We start from the raw sequence: 22,257 nt of genomic DNA, 5'->3' as shown, positions 1-22,257 counted from the left end.
CTGTGACCGGTCTGAGTATCGTCGGTCGGACAGCACCAGGCACGACGACGTGTCTGCGAACGCTCGGGAGCATCACCGTGTCGACATCCTTCACCGCCAGCCGTCTGCGTCGTTTCACCGCCGTTCTGAGCGCGACCGCCCTCCTCGCAGGGGGTCTCTCGCTCGTCGCCCCGCCGCCCGCCGTCGCTGCCGACCCGCGCACGTTCGCCCTCGTCGGCGACCTGCAGAGCGAGCTCGGCTGCTCCGGTGACTGGCAGCCCGACTGCGCCGAGACCGAACTCCAGCCCACCGACGATCCCGACGTGTACGCCGCGGAGTTCGAGGTGCCGGCGGGCTCGTGGAGCTACAAGGTCGCGGTGAACGACGCGTGGGACGAGTCGTACGGTCTGAACGGCGGCGGCGACGACATCCCGCTGACGGTGGCCGGTCCGTCGACGCTGCGCTTCCTCTTCGACGACGCCGCCCACCGCGTCGGCCTCGAAGCCGTGTCGCTGCGCGCCGGGTACTCCGCCGCCGACGACGCTCTCGTGGCCGAGCCGGTGCGGCAGGCCGGTGCGGGCGAGCAGTTCTACTTCGTCATGACCGACCGCTTCGCCAACGGCGACACCGCCAACGACGAAGGCGGACTCACGGGAGACCGCTTGAGCACCGGGTTCGATCCCACATCGTCGGGCTTCTACAACGGCGGTGACATCGCCGGCCTCCGCGCGCAGCTCGACTACATCAAAGGCCTCGGGACGACCGCCATCTGGCTCACCCCGAGCTTCCGCAACAAGCCGGTGCAGGGGGAGGGCGACAACGCCAGTGCGGGCTACCACGGGTACTGGATCACCGACTTCACCCAGATCGACCCGCACCTGGGCACGAACGCCGAGCTCGAGGCGTTCATCGACGACGCCCACGCCGAGGGCATCGACGTCTACTTCGACATCATCACGAACCACACCGCCGATGTGATCTCGTACGAGGAGGGCCAGTACTCCTATATCGATCAGGAGACCTCGCCCTATCGCGACGCATCCGGCACGTCCTTCGATCCCGCCGACTACGCGGGCACGGGAGACTTCCCCGACCTGGATGCCGCGACGAGCTTCCCCTACACGCCCGTCGTCTCCGCGGCCGAAGCCGACGTGAAGGTCCCCGCGTGGCTGAACGACGTGACGCTATACCACAACCGCGGCGACTCGACGTATTCGGGGGAGTCGACGACGTTCGGCGACTTCGCGGGCCTGGACGACCTGATGACCGAGCATCCCGATGTCGTCAGCGGCTTCGTCGACGTGTATCAGGACTGGATCGACCTCGGCATCGACGGCTTCCGCATCGATACCGCCAAGCACGTCGACTTCGCCTTCTGGAAGCAGTGGACGACCGAGGTGCTCGACTACGCCCACGCGCAGGGCAAGGACGACTTCTTCATGTTCGGCGAGGTGTACGACGCCGACCCGGCGGCGCTGTCGCCGTACGTGCGCGGCACCGACATGAACTCGGTGCTCGACTTCGGCTTCCAGTCGGCGGCGACGAGCTTCGCGAAGGGCGGCAACGTCTCAACGCTCTCCAAGCTGTTCGCGGGCGACGACCGCTACACGACGACCGACTCCTCCGCCACGGCGCTGCCGACGTTCCTCGGCAACCACGACATGGGGCGCATCGGCTACTTCCTGAAGGACTCCGGCGACGCCGTGCGTCGCGACCTCCTCGCGCACGACCTCCTGTTCCTGAGCCGCGGCCAGCCGGTCGTCTACTACGGCGACGAGCAGGGCTTCGCGGGCGCGGGTGCCGGCAACGACAAGAGCGCGCGGCAGTCGCTCTTCGCGAGCGAGGTGGCCGAGTACCGGGACCAGACCCTCCTCACGGGCGAGACGGTGGGTTCGGTCGACCGCTACGACATCGACGCGCCGCTGTACACGCACATCGCCGCCCTCGCCGACCTGCGCGAGGCCCACCCCGCGCTGGTCGACGGCGCGCAGATCGAGCGGTACGCCGCCGACGGCGTGTACGCGTTCTCCCGCGTCGATCCGACCGACCGCGTCGAGTACCTCGTCGCCCTCAACAACACGGACTCCGCCGCGACCGTCGACGTGCCGACCCTCACCGCGGATGCCGCCTTCACCGGCCTCTGCGGCGAGACGGCCGACACCGCCTCCGACGCGGCGGCCGTGGCATCCGTCACGGTCCCGGCCCTATCGGCCGTCGTACTCCGCGCCGATGGCCCCGTCACGGCACCCGCCGAGGCGGCGCCCCTGACGGTGTCGGTGCCCGAAGCAGGGGCGGCGCTCACCGGGTCGGCACCCGTCGCCGCGTCCACCGACCAGTCGTGGCGGCAGACGAGCTTCGCGTGGCGGGTCGTCGGCTCCGACGAGTGGCATCCGCTCGGCACGGCCGAGACGACCTCGCCCCGCGTCTTCCACGACGTCGGCGGGCTCGACGACGGCACGCTCATCGAGTACCGCGCGGTGTCGACGGATGCCGCGGGCCAGCGGTCGGCGGCATCCACTTACGCGTCGGCGGGCAACCGCATCACGCTCGCCGCGGAAGAGGAGCCAGAGGAGCCCACCGAGCCGACCGCGTACGACTTCGTGAGCATCCCGGGCAACCTCAACTCCGAGATGGGGTGCGCCGGCGACTGGGCGCCCGACTGCGACGAAGCGCAGATGGAGCTCGTCGACGGGATCTGGCGGCTGACCGTCGATCTTCCGGCGGGCGACTACGAGTACAAGGTCGCCACCGAGAAGAGCTGGGACGAGAACTACGGCGCCGACGGGGTGGCGGGGGGCGCGAACATCGCCATCTCCCACGACGGCGGGTCGATCACGTTCTACTTCGACCCGCTCACCAAGCGCGCGCAGTCGACGGCGGAAGGCCCCGTCGTCACCCTGCCGGGATCGTTCCAGAGCGAGATCGGGTGCGCCGCCGACTGGTCGCCCGACTGCCTGCGCAGCCTCATGCTCGACGGCGATCGTGACGGGGTCTACGAGTTCGCGACCGACCGCATCCCCACCGGGTCCTACGAGCTCAAGGTGGCGCACGGGCTGAGCTGGGATGAGAACTACGGCGCGGACGGCGTCCGCGACGGCGGGAACATCTCGTTCTCGGCCACCGAGGGCAAGCGCGTCGTGTTCCGCTACGACGTGTCGACGCACGTGCTCGAGATCGAGGTCGCCGACCCGCCCCTCGCGGGCACCGGCGAGTCGCGAGCCCACTGGATCGACGCAACGACCATCGCCTGGCCGCAGGCCCTCGGCGCAGCCGCAGCGGATGCCACGTGGGCGCTTTACGGATCGAGCGACGCGGGCCTCGCAATCGAGGAGGGCGAGGTCGTGGGCGGCGACGCACCGCTCGCGCTCGAGCCCGTCGAGGGCGGCCTCACCGACGCCCAGAAGGAGCGCTTCCCCGCGCTGGCGACGTTCACGGCTCTCCGCGTGCCCGCCGACCGTGCCGCCGGGGCCGATCTGCTCCGCGGTCAGCTGCGTGTCGCGCAGCGGGATGCCGACGGCGCTCTTACAGCGTTCACCGGCGTGCAGATCCCCGGCGTGCTCGACGACCTGTACGCCGACGCCGTCGACGACGACGCGCTCGGCGTGACGTTCCCGCGCACGGGGGCGAAGGCCAGCCCGACCTTCCGGCTGTGGGCGCCGACCGCGCAGGCGGCGACGCTCCTCACGTGGCCGGCGGGAGGCGACGGCGATCCCGTCCGGCATCCCGCGTCGTTCGACCCAACCGCCGGAACATGGACGGTCGCCACGGGCGCGCGCAAGGGCGACGAGTACCTGTGGGAGGTCGTGGTCTACGCGCCGACGACCGACGCGATCGAGACGAACACGGTGACCGATCCGTACTCGGTCGGGCTGACGCTGAACTCGACGAGGTCGGTCGCCGTCGACCTCCGCGACAAGAGCTGGATGCCGAAGGTGTGGCAGAAGGCGAAGGCGCCGCGCATCGAGCGCGCCGTCGACCGGGCGATCTACGAACTGCACATCCGCGACTTCTCCATCACCGACGAGACGGTTCCGGAGCAGGAGCGGGGCACCTACCTCGCGTTCGCCCGCGACAGCGCGGGCACGACGCAGCTGCGCCAGCTGGCGAAGGCGGGGATCAACACGGTTCACCTGCTCCCCTCCTTCGACATCGCGACGATCGAGGAGGACAGGGCGGCGCAGGAGACGCCCGACTGCGATCTGGCGTCGTTCGGCCCGGCATCCACCGAGCAGCAGGCCTGCGTGGAGGCCGTCGCCGACACCGACGGCTTCAACTGGGGCTACGACCCGTTCCACTTCTCCGCGCCGGAAGGCTCGTACGCGGTGGAAGCCGACGGCGGGGCGCGGGTGGCCGAGTTCCGCACGATGGTGGGCTCGCTCCACGGCATGGGGCTCCAGGTCGTGCTCGACGAGGTGTTCAACCACACCGCGGCGTCCGGGCAGGCGGACCGCTCGGTGCTCGACCGCGTCGTGCCGGGCTACTATCACCGGCTGAACGCCGCCGGCGGCGTCGAGACGTCGACGTGCTGCCAGAACGTCGCGACCGAGCACGAGGTGGCGCAGAAGCTCATGGTCGACTCCGTCGTCACCTGGGCCCGTGACTACAAGGTCGACGGCTTCCGCTTCGACCTCATGGGCCACCACTCGAAGGAGAACATGCTCGCGATCCGCGACGCCCTCGACGGTCTCACGCTCAAGAAGGACGGGGTCGACGGGAAGGCCATCTACCTCTACGGCGAGGGCTGGAACTTCGGGGAGGTCGCCGACAACGCCCTCTTCGAGCAGGCGACGCAGGGGCAGTTGGGCGGCACGGGCATCGGCACGTTCTCCGACCGGCTGCGGGATGCCGTGCACGGCGGCAGTCCTGTCGACAGCGGCTCCACGTTCCGGCAGGGGTACGGCACGGGCCTCGGCACCGACCCCAACGGCGACGGCATCAACGGCACGACGGAGCAGGCGCTCGCCGACCTGGCTCGGCAGACCGACCTCGTGAAGCTGGGTCTCGCGGGCAACCTCCGCGACTTCGCGCTGACGACCGCTGACGGCAGCGTCAGGACGGGCGCGGAGCTCGACTACAACGGCCAGTCGGCGGGGTACGCCGACCAGCCCGACGAGATCATCAGCTACGTCGACGCGCACGACAACGAGACGCTGTACGACCTGTCGGTGCTGAAGCTGCCGCGGGACACGTCGATGTCCGATCGCGTGCGGATGAACACGCTGTCGCTGGCGACCGCGACGCTGTCGCAGACGCCGTCGTTCTGGCACGCGGGCACGGAGCTGCTGCGGTCGAAGTCGCTCGATCGCAACAGCTACAACTCCGGCGACTGGTTCAACCGCATCGACTGGACGGGACAGGAGTCCACCTTCGGGTCGGGCCTACCGCGGGCGGCCGACAACGGCGAGAAGTGGTCGATCATGGCGCCGCTGCTGGCCGATCCCGCCCTCAAGCCGGGACCCGACGACATCGCGACGGCGGAGGCGGCGGCGCTCGACCTGCTGCGGGTGCGCTCGGAGGTGGGCCTGCTGCGGCTGGGTTCGGCCGAGCGGATCGAGCAGAAGGTATCGTTCCCCGCGAGCGGTCCGGATGCCACGCCCGGCGTCATCGTCATGCAGATCGACGACCTCGTGGGCGCCGACGCCGATCCGGCGCTCGACGGCGCGCTCGTCGTCTTCAACGCCTCGCCGGAGGAGACGACGCAGGTGCTCCCGGAGCTGGCGGGTCGCGGGTTCGCGCTCACGCCGGCGCAGGCGAAGGGCGCCGACCCCGTCGTGAAGTCGACGTCGTGGACGGCGGCATCGGGCACGGTCACGGTCCCGGCACGCACGGTGGCGGTCCTCGTCGACGCGGCGCCCACGAAGACGGTGACGAAGGCGGCTCCGACGCGGCTGATCGCGAAGAAGGGGACGCCGGTGCGCGTCGTCGGCACGGTCGTGGCCGCGGACCGCAGTGCGCCGGTGGGCACGATCACCGTGACCGACGGCACGAAGACCATCGCATCGGTGGCGCTGCCGGCATCCGCGAAGGGGAAGATCGACATCGCGCTGCCGACGCTGTCGCGCGGGGTGCACCTGCTGCGGGTGACCTTCACGGGCGGGAGCGACCACCGCGACTCCCGCTCCTCGGTGCGGCCGCTGATCGTGTACTAGCCGCACCCCCGCGCCGGCGCACCGATGGCGCCACTTCCTCGTCGCGGCGCCGCCGCTCTTTGGCGCCATCGCGGGGAAGTGGCGCCATCGCGTTCTGCGTGGCGGGTGGGGCGAGGGTGGCGAGCCAGATACTAGGACGTCCATGTAAACTGATCACAGTGCCCTCACCGGGGCCGCCCTTGCTGTCGTTTTGTCTCACAAGGATGTGAACACATGAGCATGACCGCCACCGCTTCGCTGTCTCGGGACGAACGAGACGCGATCCTGGATGCCGTCCGCGACTTCGCCCGAACCCGCCTCGCTCCGCATGCGCTGGAGTGGGACCAGCAGAAGCACTTCCCGCGCGATGTGCTCGCGGTGGCGGGGGAGCTGGGCCTCGGCGGCCTCTACGTCCGCGAAGACGTCGGCGGCACCGGACTCACGCGCAGCGACGCGGTCACCATCGTCGAAGAGCTCGCCCAGGGCGACCCGACCATCGCCGCGTACATCACGATCCACAACATGGTGGCGTGGATGATCGACCGGTACGGGAGCGAGGAGCAGCGGCAGCAGTGGCTGCCCGGGCTCACGGCCATGACCGACCTGGGCGCGTACTGCCTCACCGAGCCCGGAGCCGGATCGGATGCCGCCGCGATCACGACGTCGGCCATCGCCGAGGGCGACACCTACGTGCTCACCGGGGTGAAGCAGTTCATCTCGGGCGCCGGCGAGGCGGGGGTGTACGTCGTGATGGCGCGTACCGACCCGGGCACCGGCTCCGGCGCGGGAGGCGCGCGCGGCATCACCGCCTTCCTCGTCCCGGGGGATGCCGAGGGCCTCTCGTTCGGGCCGAACGAGAAGAAGATGGGCTGGAACGCGCAGCCGACGCGCCAGGTGATCCTCGACCGCGTGCGGGTACCGGCATCCGCGGTTCTCGGTTCGGTCGGCGGCGGGTTCGCGATCGCGATGAGCGGACTCAACGGCGGGCGCATCAACATCGCCGCCTGCTCGCTGGGCGGTGCGCAGTGGGCCCTCGACCGGGCCGTGCGCTACGTGCACGAGCGCTTCACGTTCGGCGAGCCGCTCGCCGACAAGCAGGCGATCGTCTTCCGCCTCGCCGACATGGCCACCGAGCTGCGCGCCGCGCGCGCGCTCGTGCGCGACGCCGCTCACGCGCTCGACGCGTTGACGACGGGCGACCCCGACGCGCCGTCGCGCGAGGAGGTCACCGTGCAGTGCGCGATGGCCAAGCGCTTCGCGACGGATGCCGGGTTCACCGTCGCCAACGAAGCCCTCCAACTGCACGGCGGATATGGCTATCTGCAGGACTACGGGATCGAGAAGGTCGTGCGCGATCTGCGCGTGCACCAGATCCTCGAGGGGACGAACGAGATCATGCGCGTCATCATCGGCCGCCACGTCCTGTCTGACACGTCGCGATGACGGGGCGCGCGTCGGCGGGCGGTGACACGATGGGGGACATGACCGAGTACGCGACCATCCGGACCGAGACGCGCGGACGCGTCGGCTGGATCACCCTCGACCGCCCCGAGGCGCTCAACGCGCTGAACTCCACGCTCGTCACCGAGCTCGCGCACGCGGCCGCGGCGTTCGACGCCGACGAGGGCATCGGCTGCATCGTGCTCACCGGTTCCGACCGTGCCTTCGCCGCGGGTGCCGACATCAAGGAGATGGAGGCGAAGACGCCGCGCGAGATGACGATGGACAACCCCTTCGTCGGGCTGGAGGCGTTCAGCCGCGTGCGCACGCCCGTCGTCGCCGCCGTCGCCGGGTACGCCCTCGGCGGCGGATGCGAACTCGCCATGACGTGCGACATCATCCTCGCCGCCGACACCGCGAAGTTCGGTCAGCCCGAGATCACCCTCGGGGTCATCCCCGGCCTCGGCGGCACGCAGCGCCTGCCGCGCGCCATCGGCTACTACAAGGCCGCCGAACTCGTCCTCACGGGTCGGATGATGGATGCCGGCGAAGCCGAACGAGCGGGCCTCGTCTCCCGCGTCGTGCCCGCCGCCGATCTGCTCGAGGAAGCCGGAAAGGTCGCCGACGCGATCGCCGGCAAGTCGCTCCCGGTCGTGTACGCCGCGAAGGAGGCGCTGCGGGCGTCGCTGGAGACCACGGCATCCGAAGGTCTTCGCTTCGAGAAGCAGGTGTTCTCCTCGCTGTTCGCCCTCGACGACCAGAAGGAGGGCATGGCCGCCTTCCGCGAGAAGCGCGCCGCCGACTTCCGCCACCGGTGAGTCAGGCTGTCGTGTCTCCCGAGGCCGCCCGCAGTCGCGAGATCGTGCCGATGAGCGCCTCGAGGTCGGCGTCGCCGAGGCCCGTCCGGGAGAACACCTCCTCGTTGAGCGCCGCGGTGGCCCGCTCCGCCGTCGCGCGACCGGCATCCGTGAGCGCGACGAGCGTCGCCCGTCCGTCGGTGGGATGCGCCTCGCGACGGACGAGCCCCGCGGCCTCCAGGCGGTCGACCGTGTTCGTCACGCTCGTCGGGTGCACCTGCAGCCGGCGTGCGGCCGAGGTCAACGGCATCCGTCCCTCTCGCGAGAAGCTCAGCAGGGTGAGGAGCTCGTACCGCGCGAAGCTGAGGTCGAACGGCTTCAGGGCGTCGCCGACCCGCGCGAGCAGCAACTGGTGGGCGCGCATGACCGACGTGACGGCGGTCATGCCGGCGGCGGCATCCGCCCAGCCGTGCGCGACCCACTGGCGCCGCGCCTCGTCGATGGGGTCGAGACCCGGGGGTGTCACGCGAGCCACAAATCGCCTCCTGCCGTCGGGCATCACGCTAGTCGGTTTCCCTGCACGCGCTGGTCGGCGTGCGGAGCCGGTCAATAGACTCGAAGGTCGGAGGACGTCATGAAAATCGTGGTGCTGGTCAAGGAAGTCCCGGACACATACGGCGACCGCAAACTCGATCTCGAGACCGGGCTCGCCGACCGCGGTGCGTCGGAGCGCGTGCTCGACGAGATCGGCGAGCGGGCGCTCGAAGTGGCGCTGTCCTACGCCGACGCGCACGACGGCGTCGAGGTCGCCGTCGTGTCGATGGCCGCGGAGGCCTCTGCGGCGACGATCCGCAAGGGACTCGCGATGGGAGCCGCGACCGCGCTGCAGGTGACCGACGACGCCCTCGCCGGCGCCGACCTGGGTGTCACCGCGAAGGTGCTCGCGGCGGCGGCCCGCCGCGTCGGCTTCGACCTCGTCATCACGGGCAACCTCTCGACCGACGGCACGGCGGGCGTCCTTCCCGCGATGCTCGCCGAGCACCTGGGGGTGCCGCAGGCCACGGCCCTCTCGTCCGTCGAGATCACCGACACCGCCGTCTCGGGCACGCGCGCGACGGATGCCGGCACGGCCCGCGTCACGGCGCCGCTCCCGGCCGTCATCTCGATCACCGAGGCGCTCCCCGACGCGCGCTTCCCCAACTTCAAGGGCATCATGGCCGCGAAGAAGAAGCCGTTCGAGACGGTGTCGCTGGCCGACCTCGGGGTGGACGTCGACGTCTCGGCCGCGCCGCAGACGATCCTCACCGCGGTGTCGGAGCGTCCGCCGCGCGGTGCGGGCGTGAAGGTCGTCGACGAGGGCGATGCGGGCGAGAAGCTCGCCGCCTACCTCATCGAGAACCGTCTGGTGTGAAGGGAACGACGATGACTGATTTCGCCTCCGATGCCATCCTGACGGTGCTCGACGTCACTCCCGCAGGTGAGCTCGCCGCCTCCGCGGCCGGGCTTCTCGGCGCAGCCGCCGCCGTCGGAACGCCCGTCGCCCTCGTGCCCTCCGACGATGCCGCGCTGGTGGCGCGGGCGGGCGAGCTCGGGGCGCACGTGGTGCTGACGGCCGTGGTCGACGGCACGGCCCTCACCGTGCCGGTCGTGGATGCCGTGGCATCCGCCTTCGCCCTCGTGCAGCCCGATGCGGTGCTCGTGTCGAACTCGATCGAGGGCCGCGACATCGCCGGCCGCTTCGCCGCCCGCCAGAGCCTCGCGCTCTCCGTCGACGCCGTCGGTGTGGAGCGCGACGACCAGGGCGTGCTCGCTCGACACTCCGTCTACGGCGGCGCGTACGACACCACGAGCGCGCCGACCTTCGGTGCCCCCGTCATCACGGTGCGTCAGGGTGCGGTCGACGCTCGCGCTGAGGCGCAGTCGCCGCGGGTCGTCGCCCTCGACGTCACGCCCTCGGGAGCCGCTGCTGCCACCGTCGAGTCGTTCGATCCCGCCGTCGCCACGTCGAGCCGGCCGGAACTGCGCGGCGCCGCGAAGGTCGTCGCGGGCGGCCGGGGCCTCGGATCGCCCGAGAAGTTCACGCTCGTCGAGCAGCTCGCCGACACCCTCGGTGCGGCGGTAGGCGCCTCGCGTGCCGCGGTCGACGCCGGGTACATCCCGTACGCGCACCAGGTCGGTCAGACCGGTGTGTCGGTGTCGCCGCAGCTGTATGTCGCTCTCGGCATCTCGGGCGCGATCCAGCACAAGGCGGGCATGCAGACGGCGAAGACGATCGTCGCGATCAACAAAGACGGCGACGCCCCCATCTTCGACATCGCCGACTTCGGCATCGTGGGCGACGTGTTCACCGTCGTCCCGCAGCTGATCGCGGCCCTCGAAGCCAAGAAGTCCTGATGGCGACGCCCCGCCCGGATGCCACGGCGCTCCGCCGCGGTCTGCCGCGCCGGCCCGGCGGTGACCCGTGGCCGCCCGCGGATGCTGCGCCGGTCGCGTCGGCTGAGGCGCCCGAGGTTGCGGTAGAGGCTGCCGCTGGCGTGACCGCTGCAGTGATGCCTCTGCGGCGAGGGCTTCCGCGTGTCGCCGGCGGCGACCCGTGGCCACCGGCATCCGCCTCCGCAGCCATCGGAGACGGCGGCGACCTCAGCGATGGCGCCACCTCTTCGGAAGGGCGCCAGAACGTTGCGGCGCCATCGCAGGAGAGTGGCGCGACGGAGACCGCGTCCGTGAGCGTCTCACCGACAGCCCCCACGAGGGAGGATGCCGCGGCGACGACGGCTGCTGGACCCGCACACGACGGGGCTCCCGGGGCCGGAGCCGCGGATGCCGGAGCCGCCGCGGTGCGCCGAGGACTGCCGCGCGTCGCGGGCGGCGAGGCGTGGCCCCCCGCAGGCACGATTCCGGCCGCCACCCCCAATAGCGCTGGTGCCCCCACCACCCCCGCGCCCACCGAGGCCCCCGTCGCGCCCGCGCCCACCGATGGCGCCAGTTCGTCGTCGGGGCGCCAGGAAGATCCGGCGCCATCGCCGCAAACAAGCGCCATCGCACCAACACCCGCACCCGCCACCGCACCGGCACCCGCACCCGCCACGGCGGACCGGGCGCCGCTCACGGTGCCGCGCACGGTGTGGCCGGGCCGCGCGGCGTACCACCGCCCCGCACCGCGGCCCGAGCCCGTCCGCGTCGGACCGTTCACGCGCGGTCAGTGGATCGGCGCACTCCTCGTCGGCGGTGCGGGTCTGCTCCTCGCCGCAGGAATGGCTGTCGCACTCGTGCGTGTCATCCTTTCGCTTCCCGCCATGCAGGACTTCCTCGCCGCGTACCCCGGCGAGTATCACCTGCCGGATGCCGCACCCGTCGGCATCCCGGCGTGGATCGGCTGGCAGCACTTCTTCAACGCGTTCTTCATGCTGCTGATCATCCGTACCGGGCTGCAGATCCGCACCGAGAAGCGCCCCACTGTGTTCTGGACGCCGCGCCGCGATAGGAAGGGCAAGACGAGCCTCACGATCTGGTTCCACCAGGCGCTCGACCTGCTGTGGCTCGTCAACGGCGTGATCTTCGTCGTGCTCCTGTTCGCCACGGGGCAGTGGATGCGGATCGTGCCGACGAGCTGGGAGGTGTTCCCCAACGCGCTGTCGGCGGTACTGCAGTACGTGTCGCTGGACTGGCCGACCGAGAACGGCTGGGTCAACTACAACTCGTTGCAGCAGCTCGCGTACTTCACGACGGTGTTCGTCGCCGCGCCGCTCGCCGCCGTCACCGGCTTCCGGATGGGCGGACTCTGGCCGAAGAAGAATGCCCGCCTCAACGCCGCGTACCCCATCGAGTGGGCACGCAAGGTGCACTTCCCCGTGATGCTCTACTTCGTGGCGTTCATCGTGGTGCACGTCGCGCTCGTGTTCGCGACCGGTGCGCTCCGCAACCTCAACCACATGTATGCGGCCCAGGGGTCGGTGGACGGCGTCGCCTACGCCGACAACTGGGCGGGGTTCTGGATCTTCGTCGCCTCGGTCGCGGTGATGGTCGGCGGGTGGATCGCCGCGCGACCGCTCGTCATCGCGCCGATCGCGAAGCTCTTCGGCACGGTCAGCGGCCGCTGATCATCGAACCGGCCGCGACCCGCGGCACGCGGATGCCGTCAGCCGACACCGCCGGCCAGCACCGCCGACACCGCCGGCCGCACTCAGCGGACGAAGCGGACTTCGGTGAGCGTCTCGCCGAGGAACGGCTCGGTGTGCGTCGCACCGTCGAGCGCGAAGCCGTTGCGCGTGTAGAAGCGGTGCGCGCGGGGGTTGTCCTCCGCGACCCACAGGTACAGGTCTTCGTCGGCGCCGACCGCGTCGAACAGCTTCTGTCCGATGCCGGTGCCGTGGAAGCGGTCGAGCAGGTAGATGAAGTACAGCTCGCGGTTGCGGGGAGCGTCGCGGTCGCGGGCGGGACCCGAGCCGGCGAAGCCGACGATCTCACCCTCGACGAGCGCGGCGACCATGCGGAAGTCCTCGCCCTGCTGGGCCCAGTGGGTCCACAGTTCGGCGAGCCGCTTGGGCGAGACGTTCTCGAGCGCGGCCTTGCTGATCAGGTGATCGTAGGTCTCGTGCCAGCAGGTCGCGTGCACGCGGCCGAGGGCCTCGGCATCCACGTCGCGAACGGGACGGACGACGGTGTCGGTCAGCGGTTCGGCTTCCATGGGGCGACTCTACGTCCGGCCCGGGCAATCGCGAAATCGGGCCGGGCCGTATCAATCGGCCCTGCGCGGACTGTCGGAATCCCACAACGGATTTCGCGCCCGGCTGGGGTGCATCGCTAGCATCACGCTTCGTGAATGTGTGGTGGCGGACCCTCCTGACGATCTGGCGCGCGAAGGTGCTGCTGCGCCGCCGCGGCCCCATTGCGCCGACCTCCGTCGGCCGGGTGCGACTGCGCACGCTCCCGACCGACATCGACCTGCTCGGGCACATGAACAACGGTCGCTACGCCTCGCTGTTCGACCTCGGCCGGTTCGATCTGCTCATCCGCACCGGCATCTGGGATGCCATGAACGCGCAGGGCTGGTACGCGGTCGTCGCCAGCGAAACCGTGACGTTCCGCAAGTCGCTGCAGCTGTGGCAGCGCTTCACCGTGGAGTCGCGGCTGTACGGGCACGACGATAAGGCGGTCTACCAGATCCACCGCGCTGTCGTGGGTGGCGAGGTGTACGCCGAGATGATCGTCCGCGCGCGGTTCCTGCGCAAGACGGGCGGCGTCGTGAACACCGAGGAGCTGTTCGAAGCCCTGCACCGTCCCGACGACCTGCCGCCCCTGCCGCAGTGGGTGACGGAATGGGCGGCCGGTGCGGCGCTGCCGTCGACGAAGGCTCCCGCCCCGAGCGTCTGGGAGTAGGCCGGCTCGGTTCCGGCGTAGCGGCCGCCCCGGCTACGCGCGGGCGGCGAACGCGTCGGCGAGGGCGTCGCGGACGAGTCGGATGCCGGAGCGCTCCCTGTCGGAGCGCCGCACCGCCGTGAACACCTCGCGGGCCGCCGCGCCCGGCAGGTCGGTGAGCTGCACGGGCGGGGCCTCGCCGGCCCACAGGAGGTCGGGGAGGAGCCCCACGGCGTGACCGGCGGCGATGAGGCGCACATGGGCGGTGAGGTCGGCCAATTCGAACCGCACGTCGGGTTCGAACCCGGCGGCGCGGCACTGCTGCACCGCCCAGTCGCGGGCCGCGGTGCCGCGCGGCTCCAGCACCCAGGCCCGGTCTCGGAGGGATGCCAGGTCGGGCGCGCCCGCGGCCGTGGCGATCCGGACGGGGTCGCTGCCGAGCACTTCCCGCTCGAGCCCGGAGCGGTGCTCGCGGGTGTGGCCGGGGTACTGCTCGGCGATGACCAGATCGAAGCCACGGGCGGCGAGCTCGAAGAGGCCCTCCTCGGGCGGGCGCTCGGCGACCTCGACGCGCAGCTCCGGCGCGCGGTCGGCCAGCAGGGTGAGCGCGGTGGGGACGAGGGCGCGCGCGGCGGTCTGCAGCACGGCGATGCGCACGGGCGCAACGCCGGGACGCAGGGTCTCCAGTTCGCCGCGGATCTGCTCGTCTAGCGCGAGCGCGCGCGCCGCGTGGGCGGCGAGGGCCGCTCCCTGCTCGGTGAGGCGCACGCGCCGACCGTCAGGGACGAGGAGGGTGACGCCCGCGTCGCGCTCCAACTGGCTGAGCTGCTGCGAGACGGTGGACGGACTGTAGGCGAGCGCTTCGGCGACGGCGGCGAGGGTGCCGCGCAGTGCGAGTTCGTGGAGGAGTCGCAGGCGACGGAGCTCGAAGATCGCTCGCCCCTTTCATCGGTCTCATCGATCGGTATTGATCATAGATCATCGCTTTTCGTGAACGAAAGGATGCCGCACAGTGGAGCAATACGCCCATGAGGCTCGATTCGGGGGCACGCTGGACACATGGCGGAAGGAACGGGAATGCCGCACGACTCGACGCACGATGCGATGGCCGACACGACGGATGCCGTAGCCGGCGATCTCGTCGAGCGATCCATCACCCTCGCCCAGCGGTGGGTGACCGAATCGGCCGCCGCCGATGTCGATCCCGCGGCCGAACGCCTCGCCGGTGTGCTGAAAGACCCGAACGGGCTGCCGTTCACGATCGGCTTCGTCGACGGCGTCATGCGTCCCGAGAGCCTGACGGCCGCCGCGGCGAACCTCAGCCGCGTCGCCCCGCTCGTGCCGGGATTCCTCCCGTGGTACCTGCGCGGTGCGGTGCGCACGGGCGGGGCCGTGGCCCCCGTGCTGCCGACTCCCACCGTCCCGCTCGCGCGGAAGGCCCTGCGCGAGATGGTCGGGCACCTCGTGGTCGACGCACGTCCGGAGAAGCTCGGCCCGGCGATCGCGCGGCTCCGCGCATCCGGTGCGCGCCTCAATCTGAACCTCCTGGGCGAAGCCGTGCTCGGGGAGGACGAGGCGCGTCGGCGGCTCGACGGCATCCACGATCTCATCCGCCGCGACGACGTGGACTACGTGTCGGTCAAGGTGTCCGCGATCGCGAGCCACATCTCGATGTGGGCGTTCGACGAGGTGGTCGACGCGGTCGTCGACCGTCTCCTCCCGCTCTATCACACGGCGGCCGAGCAGCCCACCTTCATCAACCTCGACATGGAGGAGTACCGCGATCTCGACCTCACGATCGCCGTCTTCACCCGCATCCTCGACGACCCCCGGCTGACCGGACTCGAGGCGGGCATCGTGCTGCAGGCGTACCTGCCCGACGCCCTCCCCGCACTCGACCGGCTCACCGAGTGGGCCCAGGGGCGGGTCGCCGCGGGTGGTGCGCGCATCAAGGTGCGCCTCGTCAAGGGCGCCAACCTGGCGATGGAGCGGGTGGATGCCGTCATGCACGGCTGGCCCCTCGCGACCCACGCGTCGAAGCTCGACTCCGACGCGAGCTACCTCCGCTGCCTCGACGCAGCGCTGCGTCCCGAACGCACGGATGCCGTCCGCCTCGGCGTCGCCGGCCACAACCTCTTCGACATCGCCTACGCGTGGCTGCTCGCGGGCGAGCGGGGTGTGCGCGACGACATCGAGATGGAGATGCTCCTCGGGATGGCGCAGGGCCAGGTGCAGGCCGTGTCGCGCGAGGTGGGTCACGTCCTCCTCTACGTGCCGGTCGTGCGGCCCGACGAGTTCGACGTCGCCATCAGCTATCTCGTGCGGCGCCTGGAGGAGAACGCGTCGAGCGACAACTTCCTGTCGGCCGCGTTCGACCTCGCCGACGACCCCGAGATGTTCGCCCGCGAGCGCGACCGCTTCGTCGCCTCGGTGGAGCGCGCATCCGATCGGGCGCTGCCCGTCGGGCCGAATCGCACGCAGGATCGCGGCGCAGCAGATCGCGCGCGCGGGTCGGGCGCGGACTCTCCGGATGCCACGGGCGTCGACGCGGCGACCGTGCCTCTCTCCCGCCCCGCCGCCGATCCGGCCCTGACGCGCGCCGTGCTGTCGATCGGCGCCGACGACGACGCGTTCGTCGAGACCGCCGTTTTCTCGTCGCACGAGTCCGACGCGCGCATCGCCGGAGCGCCCGGGTTCCGAAACGCCCCCGACAGCGACCCGGCCCTTCCCGCCAACCGCGTGTGGGCGCGGGCGATCGTGGGCCGCGTGGCGGCGTCGACCACAGGTGAGGCGACCGTCGCCGCGGCCCGGATCGACGACGAGGTCGCCCTGGAGGCGGCTGTCGCGCGCGTGCGGGAGGTCGCCGCCGCGTGGGGTTCGACTCCCGCCGCCGAGCGCGGCGCCGTGCTGCAGGCGGCAGCCCGGGCACTGGAGGCGCGACGGGGCGATCTCATCGAGGTCGCCGGCGCCGAGACCGGGAAGGTGTTCGCCGAAGCCGACGTCGAGGTGAGCGAAGCGGTCGACTTCGCCGCGTACTACGCCGCGACGGCCCGCGAGCTCGACCGCGTAGCGGGAGCCGTCTTCGTGCCCGCAAGGCTGACCGTCGTCACGCCGCCGTGGAACTTCCCCGTGGCGATCCCCGCCGGGGGTGTGCTCGCCGCGCTCGCCGCCGGATCAGGTGTCGTCTTCAAGCCGGCCCCGCAAGCGCGCCGGTGCGCGGCGGTCGTCGCGGAGGCCCTGTGGGAGGCGCTGGAGGAATCCGGGATGCCGCGTGAGCTCGTGACGCTCGTCGACATCGACGAGGGCGCGCTCGGTCAGCGTCTCGTGTCGCACCCGGACGTCGACCGCGTCATCCTCACCGGGTCGTGGGACACTGCGGCGCTCTTCCGTTCGTGGCGGCCGGACCTCCCGCTCCTGGCCGAGACGAGCGGCAAGAACGCGATGATCGTGATGCCCTCGGCCGATCTCGACCTCGCCGCCGCCGACCTCGTCAAGAGCGCGTTCGGGCACGCGGGGCAGAAGTGCTCGGCGGCCTCGCTCGCGATCCTCGCCGGACCCGTCGCGCGCTCGCGCCGGTTCGCGCGTCAGCTGGTGGACGCGACGCGGTCGCTGCGGGTCGGGATGCCGACCGATCCGCTCAGCGAGGTGGGCCCCGTCGTGGAGAAGCCGCAGGGCAAGCTCGCCTGGGCGCTCACGGAACTGGAGGAGGGCGAGCGGTGGCTCGTCGCACCCGAGCAGGTCGACGAACCGTCGGCTGACGGGCGGCTGTGGCGCCCCGGCATCCGTGTGGGCGTGCAGCCGGGATCGCGCACGCACCTCGAGGAGTTTTTCGGGCCGATGCTGGGGGTCATGCACGCGCGGTCGCTCACGGAGGCGATCGAACTGCAGAACGCCGTCGCCTACGGCCTCACGGCGGGCCTCTACACGCAGGACCCCGACGACCTCGCGCTGTGGCTCGACGAGGTCGAGGCCGGCAATCTCTACGTCAACCGCGGCATCACGGGAGCGATCGTTCAGCGGCAGCCGTTCGGCGGCTGGAAGCGGTCGTCGGTGGGAGCGGGGGCCAAGGCCGGCGGGCCCAACTATCTCGTCGGTCTCGGCTCGTGGCGCGCATCGGCGGGGGCGGCGCAGTCGTCGACCCTGCACCTGCGGGGGCTCGACAGCCGCATCACGGCCGTCATCGAGGCCGCGCAGCCGACGCTCGACTACGACGCGTTCGAGTGGCTGCGGCGCGGCGCGCTGTCCGACGCCGTCGCGTGGGATCGCGAGTTCGGCCGCGTGAAAGACGTCTCGGGCCTGAAGGTGGAACGCAACCTCTTCCGGTACCGGCCGGTGCCGGTGTCGATCCGCGCGACCGGCGATGCCGCCTGGGAGGCGGTGCTGCGGGTCGTGGTCGCCGGTGTGCGCGCGGGCGCCGCCTTCACGCTGAGCGCCCCCGTCGGCATCCCGGCGCCTGTGCGTCACGCTCTCGGCGAGGTCGACGTGCCGGTGTTCGTGGAGACGGATGCCGAATGGATCGCGCGGCTGCGTGCCGGCGATGCGCAGCGCGTGCGGATCGTCGGCGGCGAGGACGCGGTCGCCGCGGCGCGCGCAGCCCTGGCGGCGGCGACCGAGGGCGATCCCGACGTGGCCGTCTACGGCGACGAGGTGACCACCGCGGGGCGCATCGAACTGCTGCCGTTCCTGCACGAGCAGGCGATCGCGATCACGGCGCACCGCTTCGGCAACCCCGACCGGTGGAGCGAAGCGGTCATCTGACGCGAGCAATTCGCGTGCACCTCGACGGCACAACGTTGTAATGTGAGGGCCAGCGCTCCATGACAGAGCTCGGCACGCGAGGAAGAGGTGTGATGGCGGCGACCCTGCACGACGTCGCCCGCCTGGCGGGCGTGTCGATCAAGACCGTATCCAACGTCGTCAACGAGCTTCCCAACGTGCGGCCCCAGACGCGGCAGCGCGTGCAGGAGGCCATCGAGCAGCTCGACTATCAGCCCAACCTCTCGGCGCGGAACCTCCGCTCCGGTCGGAGCGGCGTCATCGGCCTCGTCGTGCCCGAGCTCAGTCTCAGCTACTTCGCCCAGCTCGCCGACGCCGTCATCGCGCGCGCGGAGCATCACGGCGTCATCGTCCAGATCGAGCAGACCGGCGGCGATCGCGACCGCGAGCTCGCCGTGCTCACGAGCCCTCGCACCCGCAACGCCGACGGGCTCATCTTCAGTCCGCTCGGCATGGGGCAGGACGATGCCGAGCGGCTGGCCGTCCCGTACCCGCTCGTGCTCCTGGGCGAGCGGATCTTCGGTGGGCCCGTCGATCACGTGACGATGCGCAACGTCGAGGCCGCGCACGCCGCCACCCGCACGCTCTTGGAGGCGGGCCGCCGGCGCATCGCGCTCGTCGGTGCGCACCCGGGTGAGGTCATGGGTTCCGCAGCGCTCCGCCTCGACGGATACCGCACGGCGCTCGAGGAGGCCGGCGTTGCCTACGACCCGTCGCTGGTCGAGACCGCGGGGCTCTGGCACCAGGCCGAAGGCGCGGAAGCCGTGCGGCGGCTCCTGGCATCGGGCGCCGACTTCGACGCGGTGTTCGCCATGAACGACGCCCTCGCCCTCGGCGTGCTGCGGGTGCTCCAGCAGGAGCGGGTCCGCATCCCCGAGGAGGTCGCCGTCGTCGGCTTCGACAACATCGACGAGGGGCAGTACGCGATGCCCAGCCTGACGACCGTCGACCCGGGGCGGAAGGAGATCGCCCGTCAGGCGGTCGACCTGCTCGTCGAGCGGATCGCGCGGCGCGGTGACGCGATCCCGCCCCGCGAGGTGCTGGTCGACTTCGAGGTGCTCCGGCGCGAGTCCGCCTAGCGCGCGTCGCCTAGCCCGCGTCCGGTGCGGCGAGCCGGCGGAAGGCGTCGGCGACGGGGGTGTGCACACGGTGCAGGATGCCGTCGGCATCCTCCTCCAGTGCCCACAGCCCCATGCGGAGCAGGTGATCGCGGCGGGGACCGTCCGAGTGGCGGTAGGTCCACTCGTACATGTCGGTGATGCACCACCACGTGTAGCCGACCACGTCGACGCCCTCGCGGCGGAGGTCCTCGACGGCGGCGACCGAGTCGTGGAGCCAGTCGATGCGCTCCTGGACGGTACCGGTGTAGCCCGTCTCGGTGAGGAAGACCGGGCGGCCGTAGCGCGCCGCGAAGGTCGACAGCACCTCCTTGAGTCCCTCGGTGCCGGCGTTGCGCCTCGGACGCAGCTCGCCCGGTCCGCCGCCGAGCACGACGCCGTCCTCGAACAGCTCCGTCGAGTGCTGCGGGTAGTAGTTGACGCCGACGACGTCGGGTTGGGCGGTGTGCGTGCGCGCCCACTCCAGGTCGTCGTCGGAGAATCCGTGCGCCCGCAGGTACGGGGTGAGCGGGTGCGCGTCGTCGACGCGTCCCATCACGAGGTCCTGCACGATGTACGCGCGGTGGCGGAGGTGCTCGACGGTCTCGGGGTGCGCGGACAGTGCGCCGTCGAACCGGAAGGATGCCTCGACGTGCACGAAGTCGGCATCCGGGTCGGCCTCGGCGATGGCGTGCTGCGTGAGCACGATGCCGCGGCTGATCGCCTTCAGCACCGTCACGAACCCGTCGTCGCCCGACAGGTACGGGGGCCAGTGGGCGAACTCGCCGCAGTACATGACGTTCAGCAGCGGTTCGTTCGCCGGCGTGTAGTGGCGGATGCGGCCGCGGTAACGCTCCGCGACGGCGCGCGCGTACTTGGCCACCCGCTCCGGGTAATCGGCGGCGGCGAACTCGCCCTCCAGCCAGAGGGGCGTGCCGTAGTGGATGAGGTCGGCGACCAGATCGATGCGGTGCGCGTCGAACCAGTCGATGACCTGGTCCAGCCACTCCCAGTCCCACTCGCCGGGGGCGGGATTGACCCGGTACCACGGGATGCCCCAGCGCAGCAGCGTGGCACCCGACTCCTCGCACAGTTCGAGGTCGCGCTCCCAGAAGGTGTAGTGCTGCATGAGCTCGTACTCGTCGAGCGCTCGGCGTCCCGGCTCCTGCTGGGGCACGAACGTGTCCTCGACGCCGAGGGCGAAGTGCAGGCGACCGTCGCGGTACCAGGGCTGTGCGGGCATGGTGGTCCTTCTTCTCATGCGACGTGGCGGCCCCCGTGCGGGCGCCGCCACGTCGTTTCGGATGATGTTATTCGGCGAGGGTGGCCGTCATCGCCGTCTGCGCGGCGGTGAGCAGCTCCGAGGGGTCGCCGCCCGCGAGCGCCTTCTGCGTCGCGGTGTCGAGCTCGGTGAGCACGTCGGTGGAGGGGATGACGCCCGGGAGGAGCGCGACGCCCAGCGACGACTGCTCGGTGAGCGCCGACACCACGGCGTTCTCGGACACGTCGGATGCCGCGACGTCGGTGGTGAGCGGAGGCCACCCCGACCCGAGCGACCACGTGACCATGTTCTCCTTCTGGTAGAACCACGTGAGGAACGTGCCGATGGCGGCCTTCTCGGCATCCGATGCCTGCGACGTGACGGTCAGGTCGACCGCGAGGGCGGAGGCCTTCGCGCCGGCCGGTCCGGCGGGGATCGGAGCGATCCCGTACTCGATGCCGGCGCCCTCCGAGACGCTCGCCATCCAGGGGCCGGCGAGGGTCATCGCCGCCTTACCCGAGCTGAACAGGCCGTCGGTGTCGACGCCCGAGAGCCCGGCGGGGGAGATCTTGTCGTTGCGGACCGCGTCGGCCCAGTACGACAGGGTCGCGACGTTCTCGGGGGAGTCGACCACGACCTCTCCGTCGGCGGTGACGACATCGCCGCCGCCACTCTTGAACAGCGACATCCAGACGCCGTTTCCGACGGTGGCGTGATCGGCGAGGGCGAGTCCGTACTGTTCGGGGGTACCGTCGCCGTCGTCGTCGACCGTCAGCTCCTTGGCCGCGGCGACCCACTCGTCCCACGTCGTCGGCACCGCGACGCCGGCGGCATCGAACAGCGCCTTGTTGTAGAACATCGCGAGGGGCGTGAAGCTCAGCGGGGCACCGTAGCGCTCGCCGTCGACGATGCCGGTGGCGACGGCCTGCTCGTTGAGGGTGGAGGCGCCGCTGTCGGCGGCGTCGTACCAGTCGTCGAGGGGGAGCAGCGCACCCTGCGAGGCATAGACGGGGATGTTCTCGGGGGGAAGGGCGAGCAGCTGCGGCCCTGTCTTCGACGTGAGCGCCGGGAGAACGGTGTCGAGGATCGTCGCCCACGGCTTGGTCGAGGGGGTGATGACCACGCCGTCCTGCGACGCGTTGAACTCGGCGACCAGGTCGTCGAGCACTTTGCCGTCGGCCTCGGTGTACCCGTGCCAGAAGTCGATCTCGACGGGCTGTCCGTCGGCGGGGGCAGGGTCGGACGTGCCGCTGCACCCGGCGAGTGCGACGACGGACGCCACGCCCAGTGCGGTGATTGCGAGGAACTTTCTCATCAGCGGGAGCTTCCTTTCGACATCGATGTCGACTGTAGGTTCGGGTCTCGATACAACGATGTAGGTAAACGTTGCAATCACATGGTGCGCGACGACCGCGCCGGTG

Annotated in this window: 14 protein-coding genes; 9 read left to right on the top strand and 5 right to left on the bottom strand. The window is 71.0% G+C overall.

The window, feature by feature from the left end:
* Nucleotides 1-77: 77 nt before the first annotated feature.
* The 3 genes from pulA to ACSQ18_RS13710 all read left to right on the top strand — a co-directional run bounded on the left by pulA (nt 78) and on the right by ACSQ18_RS13710 (nt 8,365).
* A complete protein-coding gene (gene pulA, locus ACSQ18_RS13720; protein WP_436037976.1) occupies nt 78-6,128 on the top strand; it encodes a pullulanase-type alpha-1,6-glucosidase in 6,051 nt (2,016 codons plus the stop codon).
* Nucleotides 6,129-6,341: 213 nt separating this feature from the next.
* Complete coding sequence (locus ACSQ18_RS13715) at nt 6,342-7,550, top strand: acyl-CoA dehydrogenase family protein (protein WP_436037975.1); 1,209 nt, start codon at nt 6,342-6,344, stop codon at nt 7,548-7,550.
* A gap of 38 nt (nt 7,551-7,588) precedes the next feature.
* Complete coding sequence (locus tag ACSQ18_RS13710) at nt 7,589-8,365, top strand: enoyl-CoA hydratase-related protein (RefSeq protein WP_436037973.1); 777 nt, start codon at nt 7,589-7,591, stop codon at nt 8,363-8,365.
* A 1-nt stretch (nt 8,366) separates the two neighbouring features.
* Here the strand turns inward: ACSQ18_RS13710 and ACSQ18_RS13705 are convergent, their stop codons facing one another.
* On the bottom strand, nt 8,367-8,879 hold the full coding sequence (locus ACSQ18_RS13705; RefSeq protein WP_301038314.1) for a MarR family winged helix-turn-helix transcriptional regulator: 513 nt from the start codon (nt 8,877-8,879) through the stop codon (nt 8,367-8,369).
* A gap of 99 nt (nt 8,880-8,978) precedes the next feature.
* Here ACSQ18_RS13705 and ACSQ18_RS13700 point away from each other — a divergent pair, with 99 nt between their 5' ends.
* The 3 genes from ACSQ18_RS13700 to ACSQ18_RS13690 are packed head-to-tail and all read left to right on the top strand — an operon-like array spanning nt 8,979 to nt 12,444.
* Nucleotides 8,979-9,755: an electron transfer flavoprotein subunit beta/FixA family protein gene (locus ACSQ18_RS13700; RefSeq protein WP_436037972.1), complete on the top strand. Its 777-nt coding sequence runs from the start codon at nt 8,979-8,981 to the stop codon at nt 9,753-9,755.
* A gap of 11 nt (nt 9,756-9,766) precedes the next feature.
* A complete protein-coding gene (locus ACSQ18_RS13695) occupies nt 9,767-10,738 on the top strand; it encodes an electron transfer flavoprotein subunit alpha/FixB family protein (protein ID WP_436037970.1) in 972 nt (323 codons plus the stop codon).
* Nucleotides 10,738-12,444 (top strand): cytochrome b/b6 domain-containing protein, encoded by a 1,707-nt coding sequence (locus ACSQ18_RS13690; protein ID WP_436037968.1) that lies wholly within the window; start codon nt 10,738-10,740, stop codon nt 12,442-12,444. Before ACSQ18_RS13695 ends, ACSQ18_RS13690 begins: the two co-directional genes overlap by 1 nt.
* 83 nt (nt 12,445-12,527) lie before the next feature.
* Here ACSQ18_RS13690 and ACSQ18_RS13685 read toward each other — a convergent pair whose 3' ends face one another.
* A complete protein-coding gene (locus ACSQ18_RS13685) occupies nt 12,528-13,031 on the bottom strand; it encodes a GNAT family N-acetyltransferase (RefSeq protein ID WP_144806412.1) in 504 nt (167 codons plus the stop codon).
* A gap of 131 nt (nt 13,032-13,162) precedes the next feature.
* On the opposite strand from ACSQ18_RS13685, the gene ACSQ18_RS13680 reads away from it, so the two are divergent.
* Entirely contained in the window at nt 13,163-13,723 is a 561-nt protein-coding gene (locus tag ACSQ18_RS13680) for an acyl-CoA thioesterase (protein WP_436037967.1), read from the top strand.
* Nucleotides 13,724-13,756: 33 nt separating this feature from the next.
* On the opposite strand, the gene ACSQ18_RS13675 is transcribed toward ACSQ18_RS13680, so the two are convergent.
* Nucleotides 13,757-14,635, bottom strand: coding sequence for a LysR family transcriptional regulator (locus ACSQ18_RS13675; RefSeq protein WP_436038449.1), 879 nt, complete (start codon nt 14,633-14,635; stop codon nt 13,757-13,759).
* A 171-nt stretch (nt 14,636-14,806) separates the two neighbouring features.
* Here ACSQ18_RS13675 and ACSQ18_RS13670 point away from each other — a divergent pair, with 171 nt between their 5' ends.
* Together ACSQ18_RS13670 and ACSQ18_RS13665 are read left to right on the top strand one after the other, a co-directional pair.
* The gene (locus tag ACSQ18_RS13670) at nt 14,807-18,460 is read left to right on the top strand and encodes a proline dehydrogenase family protein (protein WP_436038448.1); all 3,654 of its coding nucleotides are present in this window, start codon (nt 14,807-14,809) and stop codon (nt 18,458-18,460) included.
* A 92-nt stretch (nt 18,461-18,552) separates the two neighbouring features.
* Nucleotides 18,553-19,557, top strand: coding sequence for a LacI family DNA-binding transcriptional regulator (locus ACSQ18_RS13665; protein ID WP_301038300.1), 1,005 nt, complete (start codon nt 18,553-18,555; stop codon nt 19,555-19,557).
* A gap of 10 nt (nt 19,558-19,567) precedes the next feature.
* Here ACSQ18_RS13665 and ACSQ18_RS13660 read toward each other — a convergent pair whose 3' ends face one another.
* Nucleotides 19,568-20,818 carry a family 1 glycosylhydrolase gene (locus tag ACSQ18_RS13660; protein WP_436037966.1) on the bottom strand — a complete coding sequence of 417 codons (1,251 nt, stop codon included), beginning with the start codon at nt 20,816-20,818 and terminating at the stop codon, nt 19,568-19,570.
* Between the two features lie 67 nt (nt 20,819-20,885).
* Nucleotides 20,886-22,151 (bottom strand): ABC transporter substrate-binding protein, encoded by a 1,266-nt coding sequence (locus ACSQ18_RS13655; RefSeq protein WP_436037964.1) that lies wholly within the window; start codon nt 22,149-22,151, stop codon nt 20,886-20,888.
* Between the last annotated feature and the right edge of the window lie 106 nt (nt 22,152-22,257).

Source organism: Microbacterium sp. LjRoot45, from assembly GCF_964253325.1.
Classification (GTDB): domain Bacteria; phylum Actinomycetota; class Actinomycetes; order Actinomycetales; family Microbacteriaceae; genus Microbacterium.
This window is presented reverse-complemented; position numbering and strand designations above follow the sequence as displayed.

Bases quoted from the DNA above. Each gene is read 5' to 3' on its own strand.
- ACSQ18_RS13660 (WP_436037966.1), bottom strand. From the start codon at position 20,818: ATGCCCGCACAGCCCTGGTACCGCGACGGTCGCCTGCACTTCGCCCTC.
- ACSQ18_RS13700 (WP_436037972.1), top strand. From the start codon at position 8,979: ATGAAAATCGTGGTGCTGGTCAAGGAAGTCCCGGACACATACGGCGAC.
- ACSQ18_RS13665 (WP_301038300.1), top strand. From the start codon at position 18,553: ATGGCGGCGACCCTGCACGACGTCGCCCGCCTGGCGGGCGTGTCGATC.
- ACSQ18_RS13655 (WP_436037964.1), bottom strand. From the start codon at position 22,151: ATGAGAAAGTTCCTCGCAATCACCGCACTGGGCGTGGCGTCCGTCGTC.
- ACSQ18_RS13685 (WP_144806412.1), bottom strand. From the start codon at position 13,031: ATGGAAGCCGAACCGCTGACCGACACCGTCGTCCGTCCCGTTCGCGAC.
- ACSQ18_RS13670 (WP_436038448.1), top strand. From the start codon at position 14,807: ATGGCCGACACGACGGATGCCGTAGCCGGCGATCTCGTCGAGCGATCC.
- ACSQ18_RS13715 (WP_436037975.1), top strand. From the start codon at position 6,342: ATGAGCATGACCGCCACCGCTTCGCTGTCTCGGGACGAACGAGACGCG.
- ACSQ18_RS13695 (WP_436037970.1), top strand. From the start codon at position 9,767: ATGACTGATTTCGCCTCCGATGCCATCCTGACGGTGCTCGACGTCACT.
- ACSQ18_RS13690 (WP_436037968.1), top strand. From the start codon at position 10,738: ATGGCGACGCCCCGCCCGGATGCCACGGCGCTCCGCCGCGGTCTGCCG.
- ACSQ18_RS13710 (WP_436037973.1), top strand. From the start codon at position 7,589: ATGACCGAGTACGCGACCATCCGGACCGAGACGCGCGGACGCGTCGGC.